We start from the raw sequence: 14,575 nt of genomic DNA, 5'->3' as shown, positions 1-14,575 counted from the left end.
TCGTCGACATGCACGGCCCGGTACTCGACCGCATTCTGAGAGCGGCCCGATCAGGGGCCGAGAACCGGCCGAACCGGAGAGGTCTGTGATCCTGCTCGTCTTGCTCCTGCCCACCCTGTTGATCATCGTCCTCATGCGGGCGGCTCCGCACCTCATGGCCCGTCAGGCCCGGCACGTTCTGCATGACCCGCAGCGTCGGGTGCGGTGCCGGCTTCCGCGCCCACCCCCGCGTTGAGGCCCCACCGACGCCCCGTCGACGGCGGGAGCAGCCGTGCTGCCGAACAGGACAGCCCGGTCGGCGTGCGTCAGAAAAGTCGGGCGAGGGCGGCTTCGGAGGGGCTTCCCGGTGCCGCCTGGTAGGCGATGATCACTTGCTCCTCGGCGCCGCCGACGGTGAGGGCCTGCCGTCGCAGGGCGAGCTCACCGACGATCGGATGAACGAACCGCTTGAGCTCGTCGCGCGAGGGTCGCGCGTCGTGCCGCGCCCAAAGACGGCGGAAGTCCTTGTCCGCCTCCAGCTCGGCGACGAGGCGTGCGGTTCTGTGGTCGTGCGGGTCGGCCTCGGCGCGCAGGGCCGCGGCGGTCTGCGCGGCGATCTCCGGCCAGTCCGGGAGGAGTCGACGAACTCCCGGGTCGAGGAACATGTCCCGGGCGAGGTTGTGCCCGGGCTCGTAGATGGGAGCGAGTGCGCGGGCGAGCTTGTTCGCGGCCAGCACGTCGAAGCGCCGGTTGCGCACGTACGCGGGACTGCCCGTCCACGCGTCGAGCAGCTGGTGCACGTCCGGAGTGACCTCGGTCTCCGAAGGCCTTACGGGATGCGGGGCGGCGAGCGCGAACAGGTGCGCCGTCGTGTCGGCGTCCAGCTCCAACGCCCGCGCGAGCGCCCCCAGCACCTGCGGCGACGGGTGCCGGTCGACACCTTGCTCCAGCCGGGTCAGGTATGGCTCGCTGATACCGGCCCGCCGGGCAAGCTCGTCCCGGCGCAGCCCCGCGACCCGGCGCCGGCCGGGGGCGGGCACGTCCGCGTGCGAGGGCGGGACCCGTCCCCGCCGGGCCTTGAGGAACTCTCCCAGGACGTTGTCACTCGCCACGGAAGGGAGGGTAACCCTCCCGGGGTGCTGGCTGCGGAGCGGCGGGTCGCGCAGGGTGGAGGGCATGAAGACCTGGTTCATCACCGGCGCGTCCCGCGGTTTCGGCCGGATCTGGGCCGAAGCCGCCCTGGCCCGTGGCGACCGTGTCGCCGCCACGGCGCGCCGGCCCGAGTCCCTGCAACCCCTCGTCGGCACCTACGAGGACCGCGTCCTCCCACTCCGCCTGGACGTCACCGACCGGGCAGCGGCAACTGTCGCCGTGGAGCGGGCGGTCGACGCCTTCGACCACCTCGACGTGGTCGTCAACAACGCGGGCCACGGCCTCTTCGGCATGGTCGAGGAGACCACCGAGGAACAGGCCCGCGCCCAGCTCGATACCAACCTGCTCGGTCCGCTGTGGGTGACGCAGGCCGCACTTCCGCACCTGCGGGCCCGACAGCGCGGTCACATCGTGCAGGTGTCCAGCCTCGGTGGCCTCGCCGCGTTCCCCACCCTGGGGCTCTACAACGCCTCCAAATGGGCGCTGGAAGGGATGAGTGAGGCGCTCGCCCAGGAGGTCGGCCCGCTCGGCATCCACGTCACCATCGTCGAACCCGGCCCGTACGGAACCGACTGGTCCGGTGCATCCGCGGTGCACACCGAACCCATCACCGCATATGAACCGATCCGCGAGGCGCGCCGGGCCGGGGCCACCGCCCGCGCACCACAGGACCCGCAGGCCACCGCCGACGTCATCCTCGAACTCGCCGACACCGACGACCCACCCCTGCGCCTGTTTCTCGGTACGTACCCCTATCCCGTCGTCGAAGCCGCCTACCGGCAGCGACTGGACACCTGGAACGCGTGGCGACGGCTGGCCGCCAGGGCTTGACCGACGGAGTGTCACATCATGACCAGCCCGGCAGAGGAGCACACGTGCACGGCGAACGACTTGGACCGGTACACATCGTCGGCGCGGGCCCTGGGGTCGGTGCCGCAGTGGCGCGGCGTTTCGCCCGCGCCGGCCACAGCGTCGGACTCGTCGCCCGCGACCCCGACCGGCTTGCCGCCCTGACCCGGGATCTGACCGCGGACGGCATCCCGGCCACGTCGTGCCCGGCCGACGCGAGCGATCCCGCAGGCCTGACGCGGGCACTGGCGGGACTGGCGGAGCGGCAGAGCACGCCTCAGGTGCTGTGCTTCAGCCCCCTGCCGGACATCGGCCTGATCAAACCGGTACTGGAGACCGGAGCCGACGACCTGGACCGGGCCCTGGCACTGAACGTGGTGGGTGCGGCGGCCGCCGCGCGAGCTGTGCTGCCCGCCATGCGTACGGCAGGTCGCGGCTCTCTGCTGCTCGTCACCGGCGGTGCCGTGCTGCGCCCCAGCCCCGACCGCGCGGCGAGCGCGATCGTCGGGTCCGCAGAGCAGACCTACGTCGCGCTGCTGTCCCAGGCACTGGCCGACACGCCGCTGCACGCCGCCCACCTGGCAGTCCTCGGCGCGGTGGGCACCGGACAGAAACACGAGCCGGACACCGTCGCCGACCGCCTCTGGCAACTGCACGCCGCCGCCGAGCCTTACGCGGTGCTGGAGTAACCCGCGTTGGTCGAGTTCTTCCATCTCCTCGGAGTTCGTTCGACGCCGCCTACCGGGACAAGTACGGACAGGCGGCCGGCGCCCTCGTCGCGAGCCCCGCGGCACACGCCGCGACGATACGGATCGACCCGGCGCCCTCCGTCCGGCGAGACCGCTCGACAGGCTGAGAGCGCCACGATCTCCACATCCCGCTGGCCGGCGACGACCAGCAAGGACTGAGTTTCCGGGTCCCCGCCCGTACGGGGCGGTGCGACAGGACCAGAGGTACTGACGCGGAACGCGGTTCGGTGAACTTCGGTACGTCGGCGTCGTCGGTCGGGCAAGGTATGACCCGGGCTACCTGGACACGGGCGCCGGGAGGCGCGTCGAGGCAGACACCGCAGTCTCGCACCCGGTTGGAGGAGAGTGACGGGGCCGGCCCGCCGCGCTGGTGGGGACCTGCGTATGCCTGCCTGCCGGCTCGGGGCCGGTGCTTTCGGTGTTCACCGGTCAGCCGCCCATGCCCCCGGGGACCGGGCCGGGGCGGCCGGTGCCGTGGGCCGGGGCCGGTGCGGACGACGTGGGCCGACCGCACCACGGGTCTCTGCGACCATGAGGTCGATGCTGGCGAGCAGGTCCTCGGCCTCGGCCGTCCGCCGCAGCCGGTGCGCGGCGCTGCCGGTGGCCAGGATCTCCGCCAGGAGCTCTTGGACGACTGCCCAGTCACCGGAGGCTTCCAGCGCCGGGCGCAGCCTGACCATCATTCGCTGCAGGGCCGTGCGGGCCGGGACGGCGCGGCGGGTGACCGGGTCGATCAGGGTTCCCTCGAGGCCGGAGCGGGCGGCCCGCCAGGCCGCGGCGCGCAGCCACTCGTGGTGGCCGTCGCAGGCCCGGCCGCCCTCGCGGGCCCGTCGGTCGCAGGCATCCTGAACCAGCGCCCGGAAGAGCCCGCTGATCAGCACGACCGTCTCGGCACGGGGGCAGGCGTCGCAGATCCGCAGCTCGAGCGTCTGCTGGTGGGCGGAGGGGCGAACGTCGTGGTAGACCATTCCGGTGTCACTGATGACGCCCGAGCGGATCAGGTCCTCGATCGCGGCGTCGTATGCGGCGGCGTCCGGGTAGCAGCCGGCCGGGCCCGCGGTGGGCCAGCGCTGCCACAGCATGGTCCGCCAGCTCGCGTAACCGGTGTCCGTGCCGAGCCAGAACGGCGAGCTGGCCGAGAGCGCGAGCAGCGGTGGCAGCCACGGCGAGACCAGGCACATGGCGCGCACCGCGGTGTCCCGGTCCGGTACGTCGACGTGCACCTGCGCGCTGCAGATGAGCTGCTCGTCGGCGACTCTGCGGTACTCCTCCGCCATGTGCCGGTAACGGGGGTCGGCGGTGACGTCGTCCGAGGTGATCCGGGCCAGCGGGACCGTACCGGCCGCCGCGACCGCGAGGCCCAGTGAGGAGGCCGCCGCGTCCAGACGGCGTCGGGCCCCGGTCAGGTCCTTGTACAGGTCGTCCAGCGTGTGGTGGACCCGGCTGTTGCTCTCCACCACCGATCGATGGAGCTCGGTGGTGAACCCCGGTCGGCCCAGCCGCTCGAGTATGTCCCGGGCGCGCGGCACCAGTCGGCCGCTCTCCACGTTGACCACGTGGAATTCTTCCTCTGCTCCGATGCGCAATGCCACGGCTCTTCCCTTGCCCTGAGGCTTGTCCGGTCGCCGCTGTTCCCAATCCTGTGGGTCGTCTGGCCTCTGGGCACTCTCCAAGTGCCCTGTTGCCGCTTCCGCACGCCTCCTGACTGCACTCTCGTGCCATTGGGCGCTCAGATGAGCAATCACCTCCATTCCAGCGGAAGGAGGTGTGCGGGGGAGTGTCCGAAGTGGGGGAGTGGGGGGCGGGGTGTGTCAGTCGCGAACGCCCCCGGGCACGCACTGCTGATGAGGCGAAGCCGAGGGGGCCTTCAGGTGTATTTTATTCTGTTTTGTGCGGTCATAGATAGTGTCGCTCGTTTCGAGGGCATGGTGCCCATTGCGAGGGGCACTCGCGCCGCGTGGCAAGGGCACGGCGTTGCCGGGTGGCGGCCTCCGATCGCTGGTGGGACGAGGACGACGGCCGCTGGCTGCCCGGAGGCGAGGCGCACGCTTGGGAACCCGGAGCCCACCAGACGCTGTGCGGTCGCTCCGTCCACCGGTCGCGACTCGCCGCCTTCCACGGCGTCGACTGGCCCGCATCCTCCCGGAGACAGGCAGAGCCGCGGACGCCGTCCGCCGGGTCCGTCCCCGCTGTGCCTCCGTAGTCGGACGGCGTGACGTCGCCGCCGGCCGGGGCTGGCGGCGCACGAACCCCCGGCCGTGAGCCCGGCGGGTCTCCTCCAGGACGTCCAGTGCCACCACCCGCATGCCGGGACGCAAGACGCCCTCATGCTCGGCTCTACCGCAATCTCGCTGCCCCGACGCGTGACCGGCTGCGGTGATGCGGCTGATTCGCCTGCAGAGGGGGTAAGCGGGAGACAGAAGCAGGACGCGGCAGCACACCGCGTGCGGACGGCCGGGCGAGTGGTGCGTCCGTCGATGACCAAGGAGGCGCAAGTGGCGGGGCCAGAGGTGACCGAGAGCGTCGACGTGCGGTGCCTGCGCGGTGCTGACTCGGCGTCGGACGGGGCGCTGGCCGCCATCGGCACCGGGGCCTATGTGGTGGACGACAAGGGCTTCATCATCGCGGTCAACGCCCGAGCCGAGCGGTTGCTGAACCGGCCCGCCGAGGATCTTGTCGGCCGTGACGCGCACGATCTGCTGCACAGGGACGCCCATGGCCAGCCGCTGCCGACGAGCCGATGCCGCATGCGGCAGGCCTTCCACGCCGGGCGCAGCGCCCAGGCCGAAGGGGACTGGTTCGCGCGAGGAGACGGCTCCCTGCTGCCCGTCTCGTGGCTGATCACGCCGTACGACCTCGGCGACGACGAGGTCGGCACGCTCGTTCTCTTCCACACTCCCCACCACCTGGCACCAACCGGTTCGTGGCCGGGGCAGGCCGCCGCGCCGCTGTCGGAGCTCGAACGGCTGGCCCTGCTGGCGGAGACCACCACGCAGCTGACCTCCACCCTCGATGTCGACGAGGCGCTGCGCCGGCTCGTGGCGCTGGTCGTGCCCCGGCTGGCGGACTGGGTGGTCATCGATCTGATCACGGAGCGCGACGAGGTGTGGCGCACCGCCGTGGTCCACGCTGAATGCGACACTCTGGTGCACCGTGAGGACCTTCAGGGACCGATGCCGCCGGTGCCGGAGGAATCCCCTATGCCGCTGTCCCGAGCCCTGCGCGGGGTCGCCTCCACCCTGGCCGGCCCGCAGACCTACCATCAGCCACCCGACTCCGGTATAGCGCTCGAACAGCGCCGCCTGTTCGAGGCCACCGGTATCCGTTCCGCGGCCATCGCCCCCATCCGCAGCACCCGAGAGGTCCTCGGTGCCCTCACACTGGGCCGCGCCGACCGGGCGGGGGAATTCACCATGGCGGACCTCCCGCTGATCGAGGACATCGCACGCCGCGCCGCGGTCGCCCTGGACAACGCCCGCCTCTACCAGCGTCAGCGCAAGGTCGCCGAGACCATGCAGAACCACCTGCTGCCCCAGCTGCCGCGCGTGCCCGGGTTGCAGATGGTCGCCCGCTACATGCCCGCACCCGACGCTTCACAGGTCGGCGGTGACTGGTACGACGCCTTCCGCCTGTCCGACCGCTCCACCGCCCTGGCCGTCGGGGACGTCGTCGGCCATGACCTGGAGGCAGCGGCCGGCATGGCACAGGTGCGCAACATGCTCCGCGCCTACGCCTGGTCCCAGCATGAACCTCCCAGCCAGATCGTCGAACGGCTCGACGAGGCGGTCATGCACATCGCCGACGTGACCATGGCCACCATGATCTTCGCCCGGCTCGACGAGGCGGAAGACGGCCAGTGGGAACTCTCCTGGACCAACGCCGGCCACCCACCGCCCCTGCTGATCAGCCAAGACGGACTGGCGCACTACCTCACCGACGGCCACGGCATTCTCCTGGGCACCGGAGCGAGCAGACCCCGCCCCGACGCCACGGTCCGGCTGCCGCCCGGATCCACCCTTCTGCTGTACACCGACGGCCTCATCGAAGCACCACGCCACTCCCTCGACGAGGGCTTGAACCGACTGCGCCAACACGCGGCCGCCCTCGCCCATCGCCCCCTCGCCTCCTTCACCGACGAGCTCCTGCATCGGGTCCGGCCTGCCGAGAACGACGACGACGTCGCCCTCCTCGCCCTGCGAACTCCCACCCGAACGCTCGCACAGGGGCGCGTCCGGCAGGCGACGGGTGGGGTTCAGCCCAGGTAGAAGTCCTTGCGTTGGGCCACGAACGCCTCGATCGTCTGTGCGGGTCTGCCCGTCACGCGTTCGACGGCGTCGGACGCGCGGTCGTAGCGGTTCTCACGGTGCAGTCGGGCCATGGTGGCGATGTGCTGTTCGGTGTGCGGCGGCAGGCCCACCTTGGCGAGCACTTCCGTACGCCACTGCTCCAGTGGCACGTCCACATAGGACACCGGACGCCCCAGCGCGCGAGAGTACTCCTCGGCCATCTCGTTCATGTCGACCGTGCGTGGCCCCGTCAGCTCGTAGACCTGCCCTAGGTGCGGGGCCGGCTCGCGGAGCACCGTGGAGACGACTCGGGCGACGTCCCGTACGGCGACCGGTGATGTGCGCCCGGTCCCGAACGGTAGCTCGATCGTTCCGTTCTTCCGGATCGACTGCGCCGCCAGCGAGGTGAACAGCGGGTTGTCCAGGAACGACGTCGGCCGGATGTGCACCACCGGCAGGCCCGACCAGTTCAGGACCTGCTCTGCCAGCCAGTGCAGCCGCTGCTGGCGGGACTCGGCGGTGCTGGTGGCGGTCATCTGTGACACCGTCATCTGTGACATGTCCACCAAAGCTTCCAGCTCTCCGTGCTCGCGGGCCACGCTGGTCACCACGGTCGTCGCCAGCAGATGGTCCGGCGACACCGGCATGGCGAAGTACATGCGCCGGACTCCGGCGAGTGCGGGCGCTACTGTCTCAGGTCGGGTCAGATCGCCGATGACCACCTCCGCGCCGAGCGCACGCAGCTCCACGGCACGATCGTCCTCGCGGCGAAGCATGACACGCACCGGTGCGTCCAGCGCGCACAGCTCCTCGAGGACCGTTCGGCCGACACCACCGGCGTTCGTGATGAGGACAAGGTCGCTGGCAGGCATGGTCGATCTCCTCATGAGTAGCTGAGTAGCTGAGCAATGGAGTAGCTGAGTAGTGAGTGCCCGAGCAGTCGCGTGAGCAGTTGGGGGAGCTCGGCCCGAGTCAGGCGGCGGGCGTCGTGCGTCGCCGCGTCAGGCGGGCGCGCAGGCCGAGCAGCAGCGCGGCGACGACGGCCCATACAGCGAGTGTGACGACGGGTCCTGCCGCGTGCGAGCCGTCGAAGTAGCTCAGGTCGGTGATCGCGCGGACGGCCGCGCCGGGCGGCAGCAGTGCGGAGACGGCTCGGGCCGCGGTGGGCAGCAGGTCGGCGCCGATGGTGGCGCCACTGGTGGCGTTGCCGACGGTGAGGAGCAGGAGGGTGGCGACCGGAAGCCCGATGGGGCCGAGGTGGGTACCGAGCAGCTTGGTGGTGAAGGCGGCCGCAGCCGCCAGCAGGGTCAGAGTGAGGACGAGCGGAACGACCGGGGCCGGGACCGCTCCCAGAACGGGACCGGCGATGATCGCTGCGACCGTCCCGATGCCCAGCGAGACACTGCCCAGAAGCCAGAACCGATGGCGCAGGTACAGGAGGCCGGCCAGACCGACGGCGTTCGAGCCGAGCACGAAACCAGGCGTTCGGCGCCGAGGACGCTGCCCGCCTGCGAGCTTCCCTGGCAGCCGTCCTCGACACCGGCTTCACGCCCTGGGCCGAGTAAGCGCACCGGGCTCCACGCCTGCCGGATCCGCGCCCGTCCAGTGCGTGGTTCAGCTCCCGGTGGGGCGCGGCTGCCCGCCGTCGGTGAGCAGGTCCTCCAACAGCGCGCGGTAGTGGACCAGGGCGTTGCGCAACTGCTCGGTGTCGGCCTTGTGGCGGGTCCCGAGCTCGTCGATCGCGTGGGCGGCGCGGTAGTGCTCCAGCGTGCGGCTGTGCTCGACCGAGAGGTCCCTCAGCTGTTCCTCGAATTTCTCCGTAGGGTAGCCGCGCTCGCGCATGAGCGAGGTCACCAGGCGGTCCGCGTCGTGCACGGCGTCCTCGGGCCGGTCCACGAACTCCTCCTGCACGGTGGCCCACTCCCGGGTGTAGCGGTCGCGGATGCTGGTGGGCAACGGTTTGACGTCCAGTGCGTCGTGCCGCATCTCACGGTCGATCAGGTCACGCTCGGCGGCCCGTCGGCTGCCGGTCTCCTCGACCGTCCGCCGGTACTCGGGGCCGAAGCGGTCACGAAGGCGGCGACGGCGCATGAGAAGAGAAGAGCCGAGTGCGATCAGGGCGATGACCGCCACGACCGGAACGATGATCGCCAGAATTGTCCCAGTTGTCATCGGGCCCACGTCCTTGAGCCAAGCGCCCGAACGGTTTCATCTCTGCCATTCTCGGGCGGTTTTCCATGAAACAGAAGGCGTCGGCCACGGCGACGTGACCCGCGTCGGGGGGTACGGGCGGCAGGGAGGACCACCCAGCTCCGTACGCGCCGGACGGGGCGATCCCGCCAGGTCGCGTGACTGCGGAACGTGCCGCGCACCGGTGCCGGTGCGCGGCCGCTCCTGCTGAGCGTCAGGAGGCCATGCGGTGGCGGACGGCGTCCAGGGTTCGGTCGAGGGGACCGAGGACTGGCCCGACCAGCTTGTTCGCGGCCTCGTTGTTGACCCAGCGGTGCGGCCGGGTCGGCGCGTATGCCTGGGTGAGCTTGACCTCGGCGCCCAGCATGCGCAGCCGGGCCGGGCTCACGACCTTTCGCAGCGCGGCGAATTCCTCCCGTTCCTCACGTGCCGCGTGCCGGGCGACCGCACGCCGGACCTGGTTCAGCCGCCGCAGATACCCGGCCCCGTTCGGACCGGTACGCCAGAGCGCGACCAGCAGCTGCTTTGCTTCCTTCTCCTCGGTGAGGCGGCGCTGGGCCAGCTCGCTGCCGTGCTGCAGGGCCCGGCGCGCCACCGGGTGGACGTGCGCCTCTTCGGCGGCCTCGTGCACGGCGAGCAGGCGCATCAGCCGGTCGAAGTTCCGGCGGCGCCACGGCCCGGGCAGCGCGGCCTGCAGGAAGCCGAGCCTGATCTGCCGATGCTGACGTGTGAGCACGTCGACGACGTTCTCGCCGCCGAGGGTGCGCACCATCTGCAGGGACCGGGCGGGAACGGTCTTCGCGGCCTTCGCCGTGGCCTTTGCGGTGAGCAGCGGCTTCGTCGCGCTCATCCCGGCCGTCTTTCTGAGCATGCCCATGATCCCTCCTCACTCCTGTGTCGGGAGTGCCGGGTACCCCCACGCTGTCACCCTCACGCGCTCACGTGCGGACCGGCTGATGGTCGACTCGGACCAGCTACCGCACCGCATCGGCACTGACGCGGCGCGTCACAGCCGCCGGACCGCGCGGCGACCCAGATGCCGGACTGGGTACTCGTGTTCCTGAGGCTGGGATCACCAGGGGCTGGGATCACGGCCCGCCCGCGACAACCACGCCTGAGGGCCCACCCAGCAGCCGGATTGCCGTCACACGTCGATCGGAACCTTGTATGAGCCGCATCGTCGCCGTACAGAAGGTCCTGGCACCCCATCGGTACCGTCAGCGCGACATCACCGATCAGGTGCGCTCAAGCCTGACGGGGGCGGACCGGTCGCTGCTCGACCGAGTGCACGCCGCGGCAGGAGTGCGGTTCCGTCATACCGTGCTGCCCTTGGACGCCTACGCCGAGCTGGACGGCTTCGGTGCGGCCAACGACGCCTTCATCGATGCCGCGGAGCGGATGGGGGCCGAAGCGGTCAGGGGTGCCCTCGCCTCCGCCAGGCTGGCATCGGGCGCGGTGGATCTGATCGCCGTCGTCTCCACCACCGGCCTGGCCGCTCCCTCGGTGGACGCCCGGCTGATGGGTCCCCTGGGGCTGCGACCGGACGTCAAACGGCTCCCGCTGTTCGGACTCGGGTGCGCCGCCGGTGCGGCGGGGCTCGCCCGTGTCCATGACTACCTGCGGGGCTGGCCCACGCACACCGCCATCCTGCTGTCCGTGGAGCTGTGCTCGCTGACATTCCAGCGGTCCGATCCCTCGCCGGCCAATCTGGTGGGCAGCGCCCTGTTCAGCGATGGCGCCGCCGCTCTGGTGGCCCAGGGGAGCAGGGCTCCGGACGAGCCAGGGTCCCCGCTCGGCCCCGTGGTGGTGGCAAGCCGCAGCCGCTTCTACCCGGCCACCGAGCGCGCCATGGGCTGGGATGTCACCGACAGCGGGTTCCGTATCGTGCTGGACCCCGCAATCCCGGGCATCGTCCGCGCACATCTGGCGGAGGACATCGACACCTTCCTCTCCGGCCACGGCCTGGCCCGGCACGACATCGGAACCTGGGTGTGCCATCCCGGCGGCCCCAAGGTGCTGGACGCGATCGCGGACACGCTGGACCTGCCGCCCGGGGCACTGGACGTCACCTGGGACTCCCTCGCGGAGGTCGGGAACCTGTCGTCCGCCTCCGTCCTGCATGTGCTCCAGGACACCCAGCGACGCAGGCGGCCCCCGCCCGGCACCTGGGGCCTGCTGCTCGCCCTCGGCCCGGGCTTCTGCGCCGAACTGGTCCTGCTCCGCTGGTGAGACGGAGGGAGGAATGACCGGGTGATCTGGTATGCGCTCCTCGTCGCGGCCATCGCCGCCGAGCGGCTGGCCGAGCTGACTGTGGCCCGTCGCAACACCCGCTGGAGCACGGCCCGCGGGGGCGTTGAGACGGGGCGAGGGCACTACCCGGCACTCGTCGTGCTGCACACGGGTCTGCTCGTGGCCTGCCTGGTGGAAGTACGGGTCGTCGGACGGCCGTTCCTTCCGGGCGTCGGCTGGCCGATGCTGGCCTTGGTCGTCGCCGCCCAGGGGCTGCGCTGGTGGTGCATCGGCACGTTGGGACGGCAGTGGAACACCCGGGTGATCGTCGTGCCCGGCCTGCCCAGGGTGACGAAGGGCCCCTACCGCTTCCTGCGCCATCCCAATTACCTCGCCGTGGTCGTCGAGGGAGCCGCGCTGCCGCTGGTGCACGGTGCCTGGCTGACTGCGACGGCGTTCACGGTGTGCAACACCGGGCTCCTGGCCGTACGCGTCCGCTCCGAGGAATCCGCGCTCTCGGCAGCCGCTCGGTAGGCGCGCCCCCCGGACGAGCGCCACGCTGCCCGACAGGGCGACGCGGGCCGGACGTCGCCGCGATGACGGATGCGCGGACATCAGGCCCGGTCGCAGCGTGCTCAGGGCGGGACGGACTCGGACCAGCGCGCCCTCCTTCTGTCGACGTACGCGGGGCTGCCGACTGCTGCGCCGGGGCTCAGGCTCCCAGTTTCCCGACCATGTCCCTGAGCGCTTGCGTGACGAGGACCAGATCGCGCTCGGTCGGCGCCGAGGTGCCCAGACGGTCCAGGAGCTCGCCCTTCGTCATGAGCACCGCCGCTCCCGCGTCGCGCTGTTCGGCATGCTCGGTGGCGCTCACGACCTCGGCACTGCCCTGTACCAGGATCAGCACCGCATCATCGTCCTGCGCGCCAAGAAGCTCCCGGATGTGCCTCTCTTCGATCACGCGTCGGCCTTTCCGGTCGATCGCGGGTGTTTGGGCTCGCGGTCGGGGGCGTACCCCGGCCGGCGCCTACGCCGAGGAGCGGCACAGAGCGGTGGTCATTCTTCGCGCGCCCGGGCCCCCGCACGGGTCCGATCCGCGGTCACGAGCCGCTGGGGATGGCGCCGGAGGTATTCCTCCTCCAGTTCGGCCATCCGCCGGGTGTGGGCGTCCAGCGCGTCCTCGGAGCCGTGCAGGAAGGTGTCGTGGCGGGTGCGGTGTACGGTCTCCAGTTCCCGCATCAGTTGGTGATCGCCCAACGCCGAGGGGTCCAGGCCTGTCTGGTCGCTCTCGGAGCGCTCGCCGGCCGCCTGGGAAGGGGTGATCTCACTCATCAGCTGCCTCCGATGAAAACCAGTGTCCTCACCTTGTCCGCAACGCCTTCTCGGCATGCTGAAGACGCAGTTCCTCCAGCGTGCGCAGCTGCCGCCGGGCCCGTTCGATCAGGTCGTCGAGCTGCTGCCGGTCAAGACGCCCGTCACTCTCCGCCAGTCGGCGCAGCATGCGCCATCCGGCGGCTTTTCCCTCGACTCCGAGCTGGAGGAACTCGAGTTCGACCACCGAGGTCAGCGCAGAGCGGCGGAGGAGGCGGCCGTTCGGCTTCAGGCGTCCCGCCCTCTCGGCCGTCTCCGCTGCCAGGATCTTGTATCGGCGTGCCGGAACGCCCAGTCGGCTCATGATGTCCAACAAGGTCGCCCGGTCCTGGGCGATCTCGCCGGCGATCGGCCGCAACGCTTCGGCGAGCGGGGAGCCGCGCAGTGCCCGGACCATGTAGTGGATGCGGCGACTCCCGATGGTCGACCCTGCCAGGTGGTCGTTGAGGTAGATACCGAGCAGGTCGGTCCGTGCCTGCCCGTCGGCGTTCTGCGTGCTGGTGCCGCTGCCCTGGCCGACGTCACTCATCCCGGCCCTCCAGGGACGACCGGACCGGCCGAAGGCCGCCGCGACATGAACTGAGCATGGCTGGTCTCTCCCTGACTGTCGTGCCCGCTGATGGCCATGGGAGCGGACGAGTACCCGCATCACCGCATCCCACGTGTGACGCCTCGCATCCGTCGCGTGTTTTCGACAAGGGTTGGCGGGGGCGCGAGTGCGTCAGGCAGGCAGTGTCGTGAGCCAGTCGGTCAGGAGTCGATTGACCTCGTCGGGGCGTTCTTGCTGGATCCAGTGGCCGCAGCCGTCGAGGAGGTGGGAGGAGACCAGGCCCGGCAGCGTGACCGGGTACGCGTCGATCGCGTCGGCCAGCCATGTCGTGGAAGCGTCCAGGCTGCCGCCGATGAACAGGGAGGGCTGGGTCAGGGGGGCACCGTCGAAGGCGGCGAGGTCCTCCCAGTCGCGGTCCATGTTCCGGTAGCGGTTGAGCGCTCCGGTCAGGCCGGTCCGTTCGAACTCCCCGGCGTAGACGTCGAGGTCTCCCTCACTGAGCCAGGCGGGCAGTCGGCCGATGGGGAACCGTTCACGCATCGTCCCCTCCCTGCTGACGAAGTGCGGATCGGGGGCACCGGGCGCGGGCATGGTGTCGGCGGACAGGGCCGCGTAGAGCCCCGCGAGCCAGCCGCGAACATCGGGTTCGATCTCGGCCTCGGCGCGGCCCGGCTCCTGAAAGTACGAGACGTAGAACTCCTCATCCCCGCCCATCCGAGTGAAGACGTCGCTGGGGCGGGGCCCGCCGCGCGGGGTGTAGGGCACGCTCAGCAGTCCCACTGCGCGGAAGACCTCCGGCCTGAGCAGGGCGGAGTTCGCGGCGATGGTCGCGCCCCAGTCGTGGCCGACGACCACCGCCGACTCCTCGCCCAGGGCGTGCACCACCGAGACGTTGTCCTCCACCAGGTCGACCATCCGGTACGCATCCGTCGCGGCCGGCTTGGAGGACCGGCCGTAGCCGCGGACATCGATGGCGACCGCGCGGTATCCCGCCGCCGCGAGCACCGGCAGCTGGAGGCGCCAGGAATACCAGGATTCGGGGAAGCCGTGCACGAGCAGCACGAGCGGCCCGATTCCCTGCTCCGCGAGGTGAATACGGCCTTCCGGCGAGGAAACCAATCGGTGCGTGACCTCCGCGACGTGCTCCGACATGCGTCTCCTCCAGGTCCGTTGGCCTGCTCTTGGCCACCGATCATGCGCAAGACGCTGCCCGGAAGGCG

The 14,575-nt window shown here is 70.9% G+C and carries 15 protein-coding genes; 5 read left to right on the top strand and 10 right to left on the bottom strand.

Annotated features, from left to right (window positions below):
* Positions 1–305: 305 nt before the first annotated feature.
* Positions 306–1,091: a helix-turn-helix domain-containing protein gene (locus tag ACZ7L1_RS27645; RefSeq protein ID WP_471440724.1), complete on the bottom strand. Its 786-nt coding sequence runs from the start codon at positions 1,089–1,091 to the stop codon at positions 306–308.
* Positions 1,092–1,155: 64 nt separating this feature from the next.
* Here ACZ7L1_RS27645 and ACZ7L1_RS27640 point away from each other — a divergent pair, with 64 nt between their 5' ends.
* The gene (locus ACZ7L1_RS27640) at positions 1,156–1,962 is read left to right on the top strand and encodes an SDR family NAD(P)-dependent oxidoreductase (protein ID WP_471440723.1); all 807 of its coding nucleotides are present in this window, start codon (positions 1,156–1,158) and stop codon (positions 1,960–1,962) included.
* A 44-nt stretch (positions 1,963–2,006) separates the two neighbouring features.
* A complete protein-coding gene (locus ACZ7L1_RS27635; protein ID WP_471440722.1) occupies positions 2,007–2,669 on the top strand; it encodes an SDR family NAD(P)-dependent oxidoreductase in 663 nt (220 codons plus the stop codon).
* Between the two features lie 482 nt (positions 2,670–3,151).
* On the opposite strand, the gene ACZ7L1_RS27630 is transcribed toward ACZ7L1_RS27635, so the two are convergent.
* Positions 3,152–4,321, bottom strand: coding sequence for a carboxylate-amine ligase (locus tag ACZ7L1_RS27630; protein ID WP_471440721.1), 1,170 nt, complete (start codon positions 4,319–4,321; stop codon positions 3,152–3,154).
* A gap of 903 nt (positions 4,322–5,224) precedes the next feature.
* Here ACZ7L1_RS27630 and ACZ7L1_RS27625 point away from each other — a divergent pair.
* The gene (locus tag ACZ7L1_RS27625) at positions 5,225–6,994 is read left to right on the top strand and encodes a PP2C family protein-serine/threonine phosphatase (RefSeq protein WP_471440720.1); all 1,770 of its coding nucleotides are present in this window, start codon (positions 5,225–5,227) and stop codon (positions 6,992–6,994) included.
* On the opposite strand, the gene ACZ7L1_RS27620 is transcribed toward ACZ7L1_RS27625, so the two are convergent.
* The 4 genes from ACZ7L1_RS27620 to ACZ7L1_RS27605 all read right to left on the bottom strand — a co-directional run bounded on the left by ACZ7L1_RS27620 (position 6,982) and on the right by ACZ7L1_RS27605 (position 10,082).
* Positions 6,982–7,887: an NmrA family NAD(P)-binding protein gene (locus ACZ7L1_RS27620; RefSeq protein ID WP_471440719.1), complete on the bottom strand. Its 906-nt coding sequence runs from the start codon at positions 7,885–7,887 to the stop codon at positions 6,982–6,984. The genes ACZ7L1_RS27625 and ACZ7L1_RS27620 overlap by 13 nt on opposite strands.
* Positions 7,888–7,987: 100 nt before the next feature.
* Positions 7,988–8,488, bottom strand: a complete 501-nt coding sequence (locus tag ACZ7L1_RS27615; RefSeq protein ID WP_471440718.1) for a hypothetical protein — start codon at positions 8,486–8,488, stop codon at positions 7,988–7,990.
* 141 nt (positions 8,489–8,629) lie between these two features.
* Positions 8,630–9,187, bottom strand: coding sequence for a hypothetical protein (locus ACZ7L1_RS27610; protein WP_471440717.1), 558 nt, complete (start codon positions 9,185–9,187; stop codon positions 8,630–8,632).
* Between the two features lie 232 nt (positions 9,188–9,419).
* Complete coding sequence (locus ACZ7L1_RS27605) at positions 9,420–10,082, bottom strand: hemerythrin domain-containing protein (RefSeq protein ID WP_471440716.1); 663 nt, start codon at positions 10,080–10,082, stop codon at positions 9,420–9,422.
* 290 nt (positions 10,083–10,372) lie between these two features.
* Here ACZ7L1_RS27605 and ACZ7L1_RS27600 point away from each other — a divergent pair, with 290 nt between their 5' ends.
* Both ACZ7L1_RS27600 and ACZ7L1_RS27595 read left to right on the top strand, forming a co-directional pair.
* On the top strand, positions 10,373–11,434 hold the full coding sequence (locus tag ACZ7L1_RS27600; RefSeq protein WP_471440715.1) for a type III polyketide synthase: 1,062 nt from the start codon (positions 10,373–10,375) through the stop codon (positions 11,432–11,434).
* 21 nt (positions 11,435–11,455) lie between these two features.
* Entirely contained in the window at positions 11,456–11,968 is a 513-nt protein-coding gene (locus tag ACZ7L1_RS27595) for an isoprenylcysteine carboxyl methyltransferase family protein (RefSeq protein ID WP_471440714.1), read from the top strand.
* A 178-nt stretch (positions 11,969–12,146) separates the two neighbouring features.
* Here ACZ7L1_RS27595 and ACZ7L1_RS27590 read toward each other — a convergent pair whose 3' ends face one another.
* From ACZ7L1_RS27590 to ACZ7L1_RS27575, 4 genes are all read right to left on the bottom strand, one after another.
* Positions 12,147–12,395, bottom strand: a complete 249-nt coding sequence (locus ACZ7L1_RS27590) for a hypothetical protein (RefSeq protein WP_471440713.1) — start codon at positions 12,393–12,395, stop codon at positions 12,147–12,149.
* Positions 12,396–12,490: 95 nt separating this feature from the next.
* Positions 12,491–12,766: a DUF6158 family protein gene (locus ACZ7L1_RS27585; protein ID WP_471440712.1), complete on the bottom strand. Its 276-nt coding sequence runs from the start codon at positions 12,764–12,766 to the stop codon at positions 12,491–12,493.
* 28 nt (positions 12,767–12,794) lie between these two features.
* Positions 12,795–13,334 carry a hypothetical protein gene (locus tag ACZ7L1_RS27580; protein ID WP_471440711.1) on the bottom strand — a complete coding sequence of 180 codons (540 nt, stop codon included), beginning with the start codon at positions 13,332–13,334 and terminating at the stop codon, positions 12,795–12,797.
* Positions 13,335–13,526: 192 nt separating this feature from the next.
* Positions 13,527–14,507, bottom strand: a complete 981-nt coding sequence (locus ACZ7L1_RS27575) for an alpha/beta fold hydrolase (protein WP_471440710.1) — start codon at positions 14,505–14,507, stop codon at positions 13,527–13,529.
* Positions 14,508–14,575 lie beyond the last annotated feature (68 nt).

It is taken from the genome of Streptomyces sp. NPDC107546 (genome assembly GCF_055639175.1).
This window is presented reverse-complemented; position numbering and strand designations above follow the sequence as displayed.